A 13,602-nucleotide genomic window follows, 5' to 3' on the forward strand; every position below is an offset into this window, starting at 1 on the left:
TGCGATCATGCCGCTGCACCCCCAGGCGCGGGACTACCTGGCCCGCTACGCGTCGGACGAGGACACCGACTTCGACTCGATCGACCTGGACGAGATCCGGGAGACGCGCGCACAGGACGACGCCGTCGCGATCCATCGCGGCCCGCTGACGAAGCTGCCCTTCGTCCGCGACGAGTTGGCCGAGGACGTGCCCATCCGCATCTACCGCGCCGACCCGGGCGACGGCCTGCTGCCGGTCGTGGTCTACTTCCACGGCGGCGGGTGGGTCTACGGAAGCGTCAAGCGCACCGATGCCCTCGGGCGGGACCTGGCGATCCGCACCGGGGCGGTGGTGGTGTCCGTCGGCTACCGGCTCGCTCCCGAGCATCCGTTCCCCGGCGCCGCCGACGACGCGTGGAGCGTCGTGCGCGACATCTTCGCCCGGCCCGCCTTCTATCAGAGCACCGGCAGCGTGGCGGTCGTCGGCGAGAGCGCAGGCGGCAACCTGGCCGCCGCGGCGGCCTGGCAGGCCCGCGACGCCGGGCTGCGGCTGGCGCACCAGGTGCTCGTCTACCCGGTGCTCGACGCGGCCATGGACACGCCCAGCTACCGGGAGTTCGCCAAGGGGTTCGGGCTGGAGGCCGCGGAGATGGCGTGGTTCGTCCGGCAGTACGCCGACGGCGTGGACCCGGCGGATCCCCGGCTGTCCCCGCTGCGGCTGCCCGACGTCTCGGGCCTGGCGCCCGCGACCGTCGTGACCGCCGGATGCGACGTGCTCAGAGACGAGGGCGAGCGCTACGCGCACCGCCTGGCGGAGGCGGGCGTGCCGGTGGAGGCACGCAGGTTCGACGGCGCCGTGCACGGCTTCTTCGGCCTGCCGGGCCTGTTCGACCAGGCCGTCGAAGCCCGCGACCACGTGGCGGAGCGGCTGCGGGAGTCGCTGTGACGTACGACAAGCTCAAGATCGACACCCCCGCCGAAGGCGTGCTGCGGATCACGATCAGCGAGCCGGCCAAGCTCAACGCCGTGGACACGACGGCCCACCGCGAGCTGGGCGAGGTCTGGCGCGACGCCGACCGCGACGGCAGCGTCCGGGCCGTCCTCGTCAGGGGCGAGGGCCAGGCGTTCTCGGCCGGCGGCGACCTGTCCATGATCGAGGAGATGACCCGCGACCACGCCACCAGGCTGCGCGTGTTCGCCGAGGCCCGAGACATCGTCTACAACGTGCTCAACTGCTCCAAGCCGATCGTCTCGGCCATCCAGGGCCCCGCCGTCGGCGCCGGGCTGGCCGTCGCGCTGCTGGCCGACATCTCCGTCGCGGGCCGCACCGCGAAGATCATCGACGGGCACACCAGGCTCGGCGTCGCGGCCGGCGACCACGCCGCGATCGTCTGGCCGCTGCTGTGCGGCCTGGCCAAGGCCAAATACCACCTGCTGCTGTGCGAGCCCGTCACCGGCGCGCAGGCCGAGCGGATGGGGCTGGTCAGCCTGTGCGTGGACGACGACCAGGTGCACGACAGGGCCATGGAGATCGCCGTCCGGCTCGCCGCGGGCGCCCAGGAGGCGATCAGGCTCACCAAATACTCGCTCAACAACTGGCTGCGCCTGGCGGGGCCGACGTTCGACGCCTCGCTGGCCATGGAGTTCCTCGGCTTCACCGGCCCCGACGTGGCCGAGGGCATCCAGGCCCTCAGGGAGAAGCGGCCGCCGTCGTTCCAGTGAGGGCGGGGTGTGCTTGCCCCGCCCTCGGGTAGTCGGCGGTGAGAGTCACATGATGTGGCCGGCCCAGGGCCGCCATCAGGGGTTTGTTCGCCGAGGTCGAGAACGCTGCTCCGGGGGACGAAGCAGAGGCCCCTCTGGCACGCCCGGCGGCCGGTCCACGCGGCAGCGGAGGGAGGAGACGATCATTCCCCCCGACGCGGTCAGAAGCTGCGTGGCAGCCCCAGCACCTGGGTCGCGAGGTAGTTGAGCAGGAGCTCCTCGGTCACAGGTGCGACCCGTCCGATCCTGGCGTCGGCCAGCAACCTGGCCACCGGATATTCCAGCGAGTACGCCATCCCGCCGTGCGTCTGGAACGCGGCGTCGGCCGCCTCCCACGCCGCCTGCGAGGCGGTGAGCTTGGCGATGTTGGCCTCCGTGCCGCACGGCAGGCGCCGGTCGAAGGACCAGGCGGCCTTGTAGATCATCAGGCGGGCCAGCTCGATCTTGGCCTTGACCTGTGCCAAGGGGAACGCGATCGCCTGGTTGGCGCCGATCGGGCGGCCGAACACCTCGCGTTCCTTCGCGTACCCGACGCCGACCCGCAGCGCCACCTCGGCCCCGCCCAGTGCGGAGGCGGCCAGCAGGATCCGCTCCGGGTTGAGGATGTCCCACAACACGGCCGCGCCCTGGTCCACCTCGCCGACCACGTTCGAGGCGGGCACCCGCAGGTCGTCGATGAACACCGTGTTCGACGGCGTGGTGTTCGCGCCCAGCTTGGGGATCGGCCGGTAGGAGAGCGTGCCGGCGGCGACGGCCTCGGGCACGTTCACCAGGAACACCGTCAGCCCGTGGGTGCGCGGGCGGGCCTGGGCGGCCGGGACGGTCCTGGTCACCAGCAACATCCAGGTGGCCCGCTGCACGCCGGTGATCCAGATCTTCTGCCCCTTGACGACGTAGTCCCCACCGTCACGCCTGGCCGACGTGCTGATCGCCAGCGAGTTGGACCCGGCGTCCGGCTCGGTCAGCGCGAAACACGTCTCCACCTCGCCCGTGGCCAGCCGGGGCAGCAGCTCGGCGCGCTGCTCGGCCGTGCCGTGCCTGGCCAGCGTGAGCGCGCCGAAGCCGGGCGTCAGCACGTACGTGAACGCCGAGCCGCCCGCCGCGCCCGAGGCCGCCAGGGTCTCCGTCGCGACCGCCAGCTCCAGCAGCCCCTGACCGCCCCCACCGTGCTCCTCGGGCACCGCCAGGCCCAGCCAGCCGCCCTTGGCCAGCTCCGCCCAGACCTCCTCGGGCCACCGCTTTTCGGTCTCGCACCGCTGCCAGTAGTCAAGGTCGTAACGGGAGCAGATGTCGCCGATGCCACGCTGCACGGCCAGGGCGCTCTCGGGAAGGGTGAAATCCATCACACCATCGTAGAATCACGTTCTGCCCAGGGGCGAGGTCTGCGTGCGTGGAACACGAAGGCCGGGGGAGCGTTGCGCCACACCGTACGTCCCTGCACCACTTCCTCGAACCGCTCGGCCAGCAGCGTGCGGAAGCGCCGGGCCGAGCTGAGCGGGACGGCGTGAATGTAGGAGAACGTCGTGAACGCCGCCCCCTGGCTCATCGCCGTCGTCACCGCCCGCAGGAGATCACACTGCAACTCGTGCGGGAACGCCGCCCACGGCAGCCCGCTCACCACCACGTCCGCCTGCCGCAACCCGCGCGCGCCGAGCAGCTCGCTGAGCAGCGCCGCGTCGGCGTTCGCCACGTCCACGGCGGGGAACCGCTCGGCCAGCAGCCGCGCCATCGGCTCGTTGACCTCCACGGCCAGGTGGTGGCCGCGCCCGTCCAGCCGCTGCTGGATCTCCGCGGTGAACGCGCCCGTGCCGGGGCCCAGCTCCACCACGGTCGGCTCGCCGCGTTCGGGGATCGGAGCACAGACGGCCGCGGCCAGCCGCCGCGAGCTGGGGGCGACCGCGCCGATCACGGTGGGAGCACGCAGGAACTGGCTGAGGAGCAAAGTGGTGTCATTGGGCATGTCTTGAATGTAGGGGGAAGATCGCCCCTATCGCTCCCTCCTTCGGGCGAACCTCCGGCCACTTGGAGGAGGCGGGGTCCTCCGCGCGGAGGATCAGGTTCATCAAGCTGTACGGATAGCGTATGTGCATGCGTTGGCGTGGTGTGCCGCTGGATGTCCTGTTCGCGGCTTCTGGCGTGGGCCTGGACCTGCTGACGACGGCGCACGCGGGCGACACCGAATACCTGCCCGCCGCGATGAACATCCCGATGGCGCTGCTGGTGGGCCTGCCCATGGGGCTCGTCCGGCGCTGGCCGGTGCCCGTCACCCTCTACCTGGCCGCCTTCCTCGCCCTCACCGACCAGCTCGGGTCCTTCACCTCCAACACCGCGCAGATCCTCGTCTGCGTGGCGCTCGCCGTGACCGGATACCGCTCGGGCTGGCGGGCCACGACCGCCGCCGTGGTCGTCACGATCGCCGCCACCGCGATCAACATCGCCGATCCCGGCATCCCAGTGACCAGGAACACCTGGATCTACTCGGTGCTGCTGCCGGTCTTCCCCGCCGTTGTCGGCGCGTACCTGCGCGGCTCGGCGGCGCGGCTGGACGAGCGCGACGTCACCCCGGACGCGCTGCTCGCGGCCGGCGGAGTGGCGATCACCGTGCTCGGCACCTGGACCTCCTGGCACGACAGCACCCAGCCCGTCTGGGTCGTCGGGCTGCTCGCCGTGCTGGGCGGCCTGGCGCTGGGCGTCGCCAGGCGGCTGCCCGGGCTGGTCTTCCTGCTGCAGGGCGTGCTGCTGGTCGCCGCCGACACCTATCTGGACGCGGCCGTCAACACCTGCGTGATCCTGACCCTCATCGCGATCGGGGTGTTCGCCATGCGCGTGGTCTCCTGGGCCTGGATCGCGGCCGCGTACCTCACCGGCTGCCTGCTGACCTCGATCGCCATCGTCGCGGCCGACACCGACGTCACCCCGTTCCGCGTCGGCGTGCTGATGACGCTGGTGGCCACGCCGATCGCGATCGGCCGCTACCTCGGCATGCGGCAGGCCGCCGCGGCCGCCGAGCGGGCGCGCTCGGAGGAGTCCGCGCGGGCGGCGCTGGCGCAGGTGCGGGCCGACCAGCTCGCCGAGCGTGAGCGCATCGCCCGCGACGTGCACGACATCGTGGCGCACCACGTCGGCGCCATGGTGCTGCGGGCCGGCGCCGCCCGTTACACCGCCCCCGACGGCCCCGTCGCCGACGCTCTCAACGACATCCGCGAGACCGGGCACCAGGTGCTGCAGGACCTGCGCGACCTGCTCGACCTGCTGCGCGACCCCGAGCGGCAGCCCGACCTGCTGGCCAACCCCGCCGACGTGGTACGCGAGGCCGCCGAACGCATGGCCGCCGCCGGCCTCGTGGTGGACCTCGACCTCGACCCGGCCACCGACCAGGCCCCGCTCATCGCCCGCGCCTCCGCCGCCCGCATCGTCCAGGAAGGACTCACCAACGTGCTCAAACACGCAGGCCCCGGCACCCGAGTCCGCGTCGCCGTCACCCCCATGGACGAGGGACTGTCGGTGGAGATCCGCAACGGCCGCCCGCCCACCGCCATCGAACGCCTGCCCTCCTCCGGCCGCGGCCTGGCCGGCATGCGCGAACGGGTCCGAGCGCTCGGCGGCACCCTCAGCGCGGGTCCCGACGGCGAGGGCGGCTGGCTGCTGGCCGCGAGCCTGCCTTCCAGGAACCCGGCGTGATCCGCGTCCTGGTCGCCGACGACCAGGCCCTCGTACGCGCGGGCGTGCGGATGTTGCTGCAGGCCACGGGCGATCTGGAGGTCGTGGGCGAGGCCGTGGACGGCGCCGAGGCGGTACGCCTGGCCGAGCGCCACCTGCCCGACGTGATCCTCATGGACCTGCGCATGCCCAGGGTGGACGGCCTCGAGGCGACCAAAAGGGTGCTCGCGGCCCGGCCGGGGGCCAGGGTCGTGGTGCTGACCACGTTCGCCGAGGACGCCAACGTCTACGCCGCCCTGCGCGCCGGGGCCGTCGGCTTCCTGGTCAAGGACGACGAACCGGAACGCATGGTGGACGCCGTACGCAGGGCGGCGGCGGGCGAGCAGCTCCTGGCGCCCTCGGTGCTGCGCAGGGTCGTGGAGCGTTTCCTGGCGGCCGAGGAGCAGGCCGCGGCACCCGCGGCGCCCGCCGGGCTGACCGAACGCGAACGGGAGGTCCTCGCCCTGGTCGGCACCGGCCTGTCCAACGCCGAGATCGCCGAGGAACTGCACGTGGGCGTCACCACGGTCAAGACGCACATCGCCGCCGCCATGGACAAACTGGGCCTGCGCAACCGCATCCAGGCCGCGGTCGTCGCCCACCGCACCGGCCTCGTGGACGCCTCGTTCCGCCCGGTCCGCCCGCCCCGCAACCCCGCCGGTTGAACCCGATGCCGGCCGGTCCGCCGCGCGGCGGACCGGCCGGTCATCCCGCAGGCTGACGACCGGCCGCGTCCCCCGCCACGAACATGTGGTCCTTCACCGTCTGTCGTCGAAAGGACCATTGATCATCATGCCGGAAACCATCGTCATGCCCCAGAAAACCGGCGGCCAGGTCTCGGCGGGGCTGCTCTACAGCCTGCGCATCGCCGTCGTCGCCCAGGCCGCCGCGCTGCTCGTCGCGGCCTCGTTCGCCGGACAGGCGGTGGAGTCGGACTCGCTGCTGGAGACCCACGTCATGGCCGGCATGGTCGTCCACCTGGTGGCGCTCGTGCAGATCGTCCTGGCCGTCCTCGTCTGGCGCCCCGGCCGCGGGGCCGGCTGGCCCGCGCTGGCCAGCGTCGGGCTGTTCGTCGTCGGGGCCGCCCAGCACTTCACCTGGTTGTGGCTCGGGGCGCACGTGCCCAACGGGGTGATCCTGTTCGGCCTCATCACCGCGGTGCTGATCTGGTCCTGGTCACCGGCAGCGGCCCGCCGCCGTTAGGGTCTGAAGTGTGTACGTGAAGATCTGCGGATTGAGCGAGCCCGAGCACGTGGCCACCGCCGTCGAGGCGGGCGCCGACGCCATCGGGTTCGTCATGACCCGGAGCCCCCGCAGAGTGACGCCCGAGCGGGCGGCGGAGCTGGCCGCGCTGGTGCCCGGCCACGTGCTCACCGTCGGGGTGTTCCGCGGCGAGCACCCTGACGCCGTGCGCGCGGCGGCGCTGACGTCGGGGGTGCGGGGCGTCCAGCTGCACGGCAGGCACCCGCACGGCGACTTCACCGCGCTCAAGGACCTCGGCCGCTGCCTGGTCAGGGCCGTCGACGCCGAGGCCGACCTGCGGTGCGGCGCCTACGACGAGGACCTGCTCATCGTGGACGCGCCGCACGCGGGCTCCGGGCAACCGTGGGACTGGGCGGCCGTGCGCGGCCGCCCGTCGGGCCGCTGGATGCTGGCGGGCGGCCTCACCCCGGCCAACGTGACCGAGGCCGTCGCGGCCGCCGAGCCGTGGGGAGTCGACGTGTCCAGCGGCGTGGAGACGTCGCCGGGGGTGAAGGACCCGGCCCTCATCAGGGCCTTCCTGGAAACGGTACGCCGAGGCGCCTGAGCCCGGTCGTTGGCCGGTGGGGGCGGCGTCGTGGCAGGTGAAACGGCTGGCACAGACCGGGGCCGAGGGGGGCCACTGTGTTGGAGTTCCACGCAGTAGGGTCTGCTGCGTGAGCGAAACTTCCGCGGAGGACCGGATCTGGACGGTTCCTAACCTGCTGAGCTTCCTGCGCCTCCTGGGCGTCCCCGTGTTCCTCTGGCTGGTTCTCGGGCCCAAGGCGGACGGGTGGGCGATCGGGGTCCTCGCGGTGGCCGGGTTCACCGACTGGCTCGACGGGAAGATCGCTCGGGCGTTCAACCAGACCAGCAGGCTCGGCCGGATCATCGATCCCGCGGCCGACAAGCTCTACGTGTTCGCCACCATCCTGGCGCTGCTGCTGCGCGACGTCATCCCGTGGTGGCTGGTCGCCGTCATCCTCGGACGCGAACTCTTCGTCGCGTGTTTCATCCCCGTACTCCGCAAACATGGATATAAGGCACTCCAGGTGCATTTCCTGGGCAAGGCGGCCATGTTCAATCTCATGTACGCCTTCCCTCTGCTCTTCCTTGCCTCCCACACTGGGTGGTATGCCGATATAGCACGAATTGTCGGGTGGGCGTTCGCTCTGTGGGGAACGGGCCTGTACTGGTGGGCAGGGGTGCTGTATGTGGTACAGGTGCGACAACTCGTAGCCGCGGCCAAAAAGGAGTGATCGGGTGAAGGCGGTCGTGATGGCAGGCGGGGAGGGCACTCGGCTGCGTCCCATGACCGCCAACTCGCCCAAGCCCCTGCTCCCGGTGGTCAACCGTCCGATCATGGAACACGTGCTGCGCCTGCTCAAGCGGCACGGCGTCACCGAGACGGTGGTCACGCTGCAGTTCCTGGCCGCCCTCGTGCGCAACTACTTCGGCGACGGCGACGAGCTTGGCATGAGCCTGCAGTACGCCACGGAAGACCTCCCGCTCGGCACCGCGGGCAGCGTCAAGAACGCCGCCGACCGCCTCAAGGACGACCGATTCCTGGTGATCTCCGGCGACGCCCTGACGGATATCGATTTGACCGACATGATCAGGTTTCATCGCGAAAATGCGGCCCTTGTGACTATTGGCCTGAAACGCGTGCCGAACCCGCTCGAGTTCGGGATCATCATCGTCGACGAGGAAGGCCGCGTACAACGCTTCCTGGAGAAGCCCACCTGGGGGCAGGTCTTCTCCGACACCGTCAACACCGGCATCTACGTCATGGAGCCCGAGGTCCTCGACGCCGTGGCCCCCGGCGAGCCCGTCGACTGGTCCTCGGACGTCTTCCCCGCCCTCCTCGACCGCGGCGCCGCCATCTACGGCTACGTGGCCGACGGCTACTGGGAGGACGTCGGCACCCACGACAGCTACCTCAAGGCCCAGGCCGACGCCCTGTCCGGCAAGGTCAACCTGGAGATCGGCGGCTTCGAGCTCTCACCCGGCGTCTGGGTCGCCGACTCGGCCTCGGTGGACCCCGACGCGGTGCTCAAGGGCCCGCTGCTCATCGGCGACTACGCCAAGGTCGAGGCGGGCGCCGAGCTGCGCGAATACACCGTGCTCGGCAACAACGCCGTCGTCCGCGAGGGCGCCTTCCTGCACCGGGCGATCGTCCACGACAACGTCTACCTCGGCCCCGGCGCCCACCTGCGCGGCTGCGTCATCGGCAAGAGCACCGACGTGATGGCCGGCGCCCGCATCGAGGAGAACGCCGTCATCGGCGACGAATGCGTCATCGAAGCCGAGGCGTACGTCTCCAGCGGCGTCAAGGTCTACCCGTTCAAGACCATCGAGGCCGGCGCGGTCGTCAACACCAGCGTCATCTGGGAGTCGCGCGGCCAGCGCAACCTGTTCGGCCCGCGGGGCGTCAGCGGCCTGGTCAACGTCGAGATCACCGCCGAGCTGTGCGTCCGCCTGGCCAGCGCGTACGCCACCACCATCAAAAAGGGCGAGTACGTCGTCACCTCCCGCGACTGCTCCCTGGCCGCCAGGGCGCTCAAGCGGGCCGTCATCGGCGCCCTGACCGCCAGCGCCATCAACGTGCTCGACCTGGAGGCCGCCCCGCTGCCGGTGACCCGCTTCCACACCGCCAGGGAGTCGGCGGCGGGCGGCATCGCATTGCGTACCACGCCGGGGGATCCGCAGAGCGTGGACATCGTCATCATGGACGACCGCGGCGCCGACCTCCCCCCGGCCGCCCAGCGCAAGCTCGAGCGGGTCTTCTCCCGCCAGGAGTTCCGCCGCGCCTTCCCCGGCGAGATCGCCGAGCTGGCCTACCCGGCCAGGGCCGTCGAGGACTACACCCAGGAACTGCTGCGCCACGTCGTGGTGAGCGACGTCAGGGACATGAAGGTCGTCGTGGACTGCGCGGGAGGCACCTCCTCGCTGGTGCTGCCCACGCTGCTCGGCCGCGTCGGCGTCGAGGTGCTCACCGTCAACGCCCGGCTCGACGACATCTCGCCCACCGAGACGCTCGCGGAGCGCCGCCGCGACCTGCAACGCCTGTCCGAGCTGGTCAGCTCGTCGCGGGCGGCGTTCGGCGTGCGGTTCGACCCGCTCGGGGAGCGCATCGCCCTGGTGGACGAGAAGGGCCAGCTCATCAACGAGGAACGCGCCCTGCTCGTCGTGCTCGACCTCGTGGCCGCCGAACGCAGGGGTGGCCAGGTCGCCCTCCCCGTCACCACGACCAGGGTCGCCGAGCAGGTCTGCCGCTTCCACGGCGTACAGGTGCAGTGGACCTCCACCGCGCTCGACGCCCTCACCTCGGCCGCCGCGGGCCCCGACATGATCTTCGCGGCGGACGGGCGCGGCGGCTTCGTCGTCCCGGAGTTCAGCCCCGCCATCGACGGGCTGGCCGCGTTCATGCGGCTGCTGGGCCTGGTCGCCCGCACCCGCCTGTCGCTCAGTCAGATCGACGCCAGGATCCCCGAGGTGAAGCTGCTCAAGCGCACCGTGCCCACGCCGTGGGCGGCCAAGGGCGCCGTCATGCGCTCGGTCATCGAGGCGGCCGAGGCCGAGCCCGAGGGCCACCGCGTCGACACCACCGACGGGGTGCGCGTGGCGCGCGAGGACGGGAGCTGGGTGCTGGTCCTGCCCGCGGCCGCCGAGCCCGTCACCGACCTGTGGGCCGAGGCCTCCGACGTGGACGGCGCCCAGGCCTTGATCGAACGCTGGGCCCGCATCGTGGAACAGGCCGCAAGCTGATCAACGGTCACGGAGTGTCACCGAAAAAGGCTTTGGTGATGATGTGCCCAGAGAGTGCCGCAAGATCGTAATGTAGAAACGCGCGGCGGCATGGACCACGGGGCGGGGGCGGCGGTAACTTTGTCTGCGTCCAAACCAAAGTCCAGCGCCCCGCCTTGACCTTTGCCGCTGATCAGCGTAAGTTGCGGCATTCGCAAACTTGAAAAAGCGAAGCGAGGCGCGCCCCAGAGCACCGTCGCCGCGTCTTCGCGGTAGGAGGCCGAGCCGATCGATGCCGAGCGTCTACTGCACGCAGTGCGGGCACGCCAACCCCGAGGATGCCCGTTTCTGTTCCCGCTGTGGGTCACCGCTGACCAGACCCGAGGTCTCCGGGGACACCACATCGACGATCTCCGTCGCGGGAATCGAGGCGTACGAGGCTGAGACAGGCGACATGCTCCTGGCCGAGCGGGCGCTCGTCGAGCAGCTGCCGCCCGGCGCGGCGTTGCTCACCGTGACCAGGGGGCCCAACCAGGGGAGTCGCTTCCGGCTCGACAAGGACCTGACCACGACCGGGCGCCACCCGGAGAGCGACATCTTCCTCGACGACATCACGGTCTCCCGCCGCCACGTCGAGTTCTACCGCCACCGCGGCGGCCAGTTCTCCGTGCGCGACGTGGGCAGCCTCAACGGCACCTATGTCAACAGGGAGCGGATCGAGGAGGTCCCCCTGCATTCCGGAGACGAGGTGCAGATCGGCAAGTTCCGCCTCGTCTTCCTGATGCGAGTCAACGCCGGCGCATGAGCGAGCGAAGCGAGCGACCGGTAGACACAGCCGCGTGTGCGCTCAGGTGGCCGGCGAAGGCGGCCGGATGAGCGCACAGGCGGCACGCTCGCATATGAGCATCGGGGAGGTGCTCGCGCTGCTCCAGGGCGAGTTCCCCGATGTGACGATCTCCAAGATCCGGTTCTTGGAGGGCGAGGGGCTGATCGAGCCCGAGCGCAGCCCCTCCGGCTACCGCAAGTTCACCCATCTGCACGTGGAGCAGTTGCGTTTCATCCTCACCGAGCAGCGTGACCATTATCTGCCGCTGCGGGTGATCAAGGACAGGATGGCGGAGAGCTTCGGCCGCCCGCGCGCCGTGCAGCAGAAGCAGGAGGTCAGGCTCAGCCGGGCCGAGCTGCTCGAGGCCGCGGGGATCGACGAGGAGACGCTCGACGAGCTAGAGGACTACGGCCTGCTCGCCGCGGTGGCCCGGCGCTACGACGAGGAGGCGCTCAACGTGGCGCGCAGCGTCGGCGCCCTGGCCCGCTTCGGCCTGCACGCCCGCCATCTGCGCGCGGTCAAGGCGGCGGCCGAACGCGAGTGCGGCCTGGTCGAGCAGACCGTCGCCCCCATACTCAAACGGCGCGCCCCCGGCGCCATCGGCGAGGCCGACGAGGTCGCCAGGGAGATTTCCACCCTCCTGCTCGACCTGCACGCATCCCTTGTGCGTACGGGCGTCCGGTCCGTCCTGGGGCGCTGAGACCGTAGCGAGCTGGGAGGGGAGGGCACATTCCAGGCCCGCTGGGTGTTACGTTGAAATGCAGAAGCCAGTCAGCAGAAGCGACGACCAAATAGCTGTGCCGGGTGACCGGTCAGGAATACGGAGCAGCCCGTGTTGCAGATGGAGGTCGTGGGCGTTCGTGTAGAAATGCCCACAAATCAGCCGATCGTCTTGCTCAAGGAGGCACACGGGGAGCGGTTCCTGCCGATATGGATTGGCATGACCGAGGCGACGGCCATCGCGCTGGCCCAGGCTGAGGAGCCGCCGCCGCGACCGCTCACCCACGACCTCTTCCGAGACGTGCTGAGCGCCCTGGGCGTCGGCCTGCGGGCGGTCAACATCGTCGCCCTGCGCGATGGCATCTTCTTCGCCGACCTGGTCTTCTCCAATGGGGTGGAGGTGAGCGCGCGGCCCTCCGACTCGATCGCGCTCGCCCTGCGCACCGGGGCGCGCATCTTCGCCAGCGAGGAGGTCGTCCAGGAGGCCGGGGTGATCATCCCGGACGACCAGGAGGACGAGGTGGAGAAGTTCAGGGAGTTCCTTGACACGATCACTCCCGAAGACTTCGGCAGGGCGGGGTAGGTATTTCGGTGCATTTACGCTTCACGACGCGCCGAGCCGGATCGTTGACTGGGCATGGTCACGGTCCTACGGTGCAAGTGAAACCCGTGGTCGCCCTTTACGAACCCCCAGATCAGGCCGCGGGATGAGAGAAAGCCGGAGGTCCGCGTGGCGGTCAGCAGCGGCGAGGGAAAGACGGCCGGCCAGGAAGATCCGGTGCGGCGTGAGAGCGCGCGGCAGCGTGCCGGGGAGCAGGGTCTGCTCTTCGACGAGCAGCCGGCGGCGCTGCCGGGCGACATCGGATACCGCGGGCCGACGGCCTGTGCGGCGGCCGGCATCACCTACAGGCAGCTCGACTACTGGGCGCGCACCGGCCTCGTGGAGCCCACGATAAGAGCCGCGCAGGGCTCGGGCTCCCAGCGGCTCTACAGCTTCCGCGACATCCTGGTGCTCAAAGTCGTCAAGCGGCTCCTCGACACCGGGGTGTCGCTGCAGCAGATCCGCACCGCCGTGCAGCATCTGCGTGACCGCGGGGTGGCCGACCTCGCGCAGATCACGCTCATGAGCGACGGCGTCAGCGTCTACGAGTGCACCTCGGCCGACGAGGTGATCGACCTGCTCCAGGGCGGCCAGGGCGTGTTCGGCATCGCGCTCGGCCGGGTCTGGCGCGAGGTCGAGGGCTCACTCGCGGAGCTGCCGGGGGAAAGAGCGGCGGTCGAGGACACCGTCCCGGCCGACCACCCCGCTGACGAGCTAGCCCGGCGGCGACGAGCGCGCCGCATAGTCTAGTAATCTAGGACAGCAAGGCTGACGACCCCGTGCGGGAGAGTCTCCGGACCCCAGGTCCCGGAGCGCCGAAGGAGCAACCCTCCCCGGAATCTCTCAGGCATCCTGTACCGCTCGGGCGAGGCAACTCTGGAAAGCAGGCGCGCCCGCCAGGTGTGCCTCACCGACGGTGCAAGCCCCTGTCCCGGGGTGAAGCTCTCAGGTCGCGATGAGCTCGCGCTGACAGAGGGGGAGATCCGGCACTCGTCCGCGCCCTGGCGCCGGTCTCCATAGCCTCGGGAGG

Annotated in this window: 14 protein-coding genes and 2 riboswitches; of the genes, 12 read left to right on the forward strand and 2 right to left on the reverse strand. The window is 70.7% G+C overall.

Annotated elements, in window-relative coordinates; all coding sequences use genetic code 11:
• The first annotated feature begins 7 nt into the window (after positions 1–7).
• Together ACFLIM_RS29255 and ACFLIM_RS29260 are read left to right on the forward strand one after the other, a co-directional pair.
• Positions 8–925, forward strand: a complete 918-nt coding sequence (locus tag ACFLIM_RS29255; protein ID WP_393170872.1) for an alpha/beta hydrolase — start codon at positions 8–10, stop codon at positions 923–925.
• The gene (locus ACFLIM_RS29260; protein ID WP_393170874.1) at positions 922–1,701 is read left to right on the forward strand and encodes an enoyl-CoA hydratase/isomerase family protein; all 780 of its coding nucleotides are present in this window, start codon (positions 922–924) and stop codon (positions 1,699–1,701) included. The genes ACFLIM_RS29255 and ACFLIM_RS29260 overlap by 4 nt, the downstream gene beginning before the upstream one ends.
• Positions 1,702–1,901: 200 nt before the next feature.
• Here the strand turns inward: ACFLIM_RS29260 and ACFLIM_RS29265 are convergent, their stop codons facing one another.
• Together ACFLIM_RS29265 and ACFLIM_RS29270 are read right to left on the reverse strand one after the other, a co-directional pair.
• Positions 1,902–3,083 carry an acyl-CoA dehydrogenase family protein gene (locus ACFLIM_RS29265; RefSeq protein ID WP_393170877.1) on the reverse strand — a complete coding sequence of 394 codons (1,182 nt, stop codon included), beginning with the start codon at positions 3,081–3,083 and terminating at the stop codon, positions 1,902–1,904.
• Positions 3,083–3,700: a class I SAM-dependent methyltransferase gene (locus tag ACFLIM_RS29270; protein ID WP_393170878.1), complete on the reverse strand. Its 618-nt coding sequence runs from the start codon at positions 3,698–3,700 to the stop codon at positions 3,083–3,085. Before ACFLIM_RS29270 ends, ACFLIM_RS29265 begins: the two co-directional genes overlap by 1 nt.
• Positions 3,701–3,828: 128 nt before the next feature.
• On the opposite strand from ACFLIM_RS29270, the gene ACFLIM_RS29275 reads away from it, so the two are divergent.
• The 10 genes from ACFLIM_RS29275 to ACFLIM_RS29320 all read left to right on the forward strand — a co-directional run bounded on the left by ACFLIM_RS29275 (position 3,829) and on the right by ACFLIM_RS29320 (position 13,322).
• Positions 3,829–5,421: a sensor histidine kinase gene (locus ACFLIM_RS29275; RefSeq protein ID WP_393170880.1), complete on the forward strand. Its 1,593-nt coding sequence runs from the start codon at positions 3,829–3,831 to the stop codon at positions 5,419–5,421.
• Positions 5,418–6,104 carry a response regulator gene (locus ACFLIM_RS29280; RefSeq protein WP_393170881.1) on the forward strand — a complete coding sequence of 229 codons (687 nt, stop codon included), beginning with the start codon at positions 5,418–5,420 and terminating at the stop codon, positions 6,102–6,104. Before ACFLIM_RS29275 ends, ACFLIM_RS29280 begins: the two co-directional genes overlap by 4 nt.
• Positions 6,105–6,231: 127 nt before the next feature.
• Entirely contained in the window at positions 6,232–6,642 is a 411-nt protein-coding gene (locus ACFLIM_RS29285; RefSeq protein WP_393170882.1) for a hypothetical protein, read from the forward strand.
• 10 nt (positions 6,643–6,652) lie between these two features.
• Positions 6,653–7,246, forward strand: coding sequence for a phosphoribosylanthranilate isomerase (locus ACFLIM_RS29290; protein WP_393170883.1), 594 nt, complete (start codon positions 6,653–6,655; stop codon positions 7,244–7,246).
• Between the two features lie 109 nt (positions 7,247–7,355).
• Complete coding sequence (locus tag ACFLIM_RS29295) at positions 7,356–7,937, forward strand: CDP-alcohol phosphatidyltransferase family protein (protein WP_393170884.1); 582 nt, start codon at positions 7,356–7,358, stop codon at positions 7,935–7,937.
• 4 nt (positions 7,938–7,941) lie between these two features.
• Positions 7,942–10,446 (forward strand): sugar phosphate nucleotidyltransferase, encoded by a 2,505-nt coding sequence (locus ACFLIM_RS29300; RefSeq protein ID WP_393170886.1) that lies wholly within the window; start codon positions 7,942–7,944, stop codon positions 10,444–10,446.
• A gap of 271 nt (positions 10,447–10,717) precedes the next feature.
• Positions 10,718–11,230 (forward strand): FHA domain-containing protein, encoded by a 513-nt coding sequence (locus ACFLIM_RS29305; protein WP_393170887.1) that lies wholly within the window; start codon positions 10,718–10,720, stop codon positions 11,228–11,230.
• Positions 11,231–11,297: 67 nt separating this feature from the next.
• A complete protein-coding gene (ftsR, locus tag ACFLIM_RS29310) occupies positions 11,298–11,951 on the forward strand; it encodes a transcriptional regulator FtsR (RefSeq protein WP_393170889.1) in 654 nt (217 codons plus the stop codon).
• Positions 11,952–12,083: 132 nt separating this feature from the next.
• Complete coding sequence (locus tag ACFLIM_RS29315) at positions 12,084–12,554, forward strand: bifunctional nuclease family protein (protein ID WP_090771501.1); 471 nt, start codon at positions 12,084–12,086, stop codon at positions 12,552–12,554.
• 147 nt (positions 12,555–12,701) lie between these two features.
• Positions 12,702–13,322 carry a MerR family transcriptional regulator gene (locus ACFLIM_RS29320; RefSeq protein WP_393170891.1) on the forward strand — a complete coding sequence of 207 codons (621 nt, stop codon included), beginning with the start codon at positions 12,702–12,704 and terminating at the stop codon, positions 13,320–13,322.
• Positions 13,323–13,344: 22 nt separating this feature from the next.
• Positions 13,345–13,442, forward strand: a riboswitch (glycine riboswitch).
• Positions 13,443–13,555: riboswitch (glycine riboswitch) on the forward strand. It begins immediately after the preceding riboswitch.
• The last annotated feature ends 47 nt before the right edge of the window (positions 13,556–13,602 follow it).

Origin of the sequence: Nonomuraea marmarensis (assembly GCF_043197025.1) — a bacterium.
GTDB classification, from domain to species: Bacteria; Actinomycetota; Actinomycetes; order Streptosporangiales; family Streptosporangiaceae; genus Nonomuraea; species Nonomuraea marmarensis.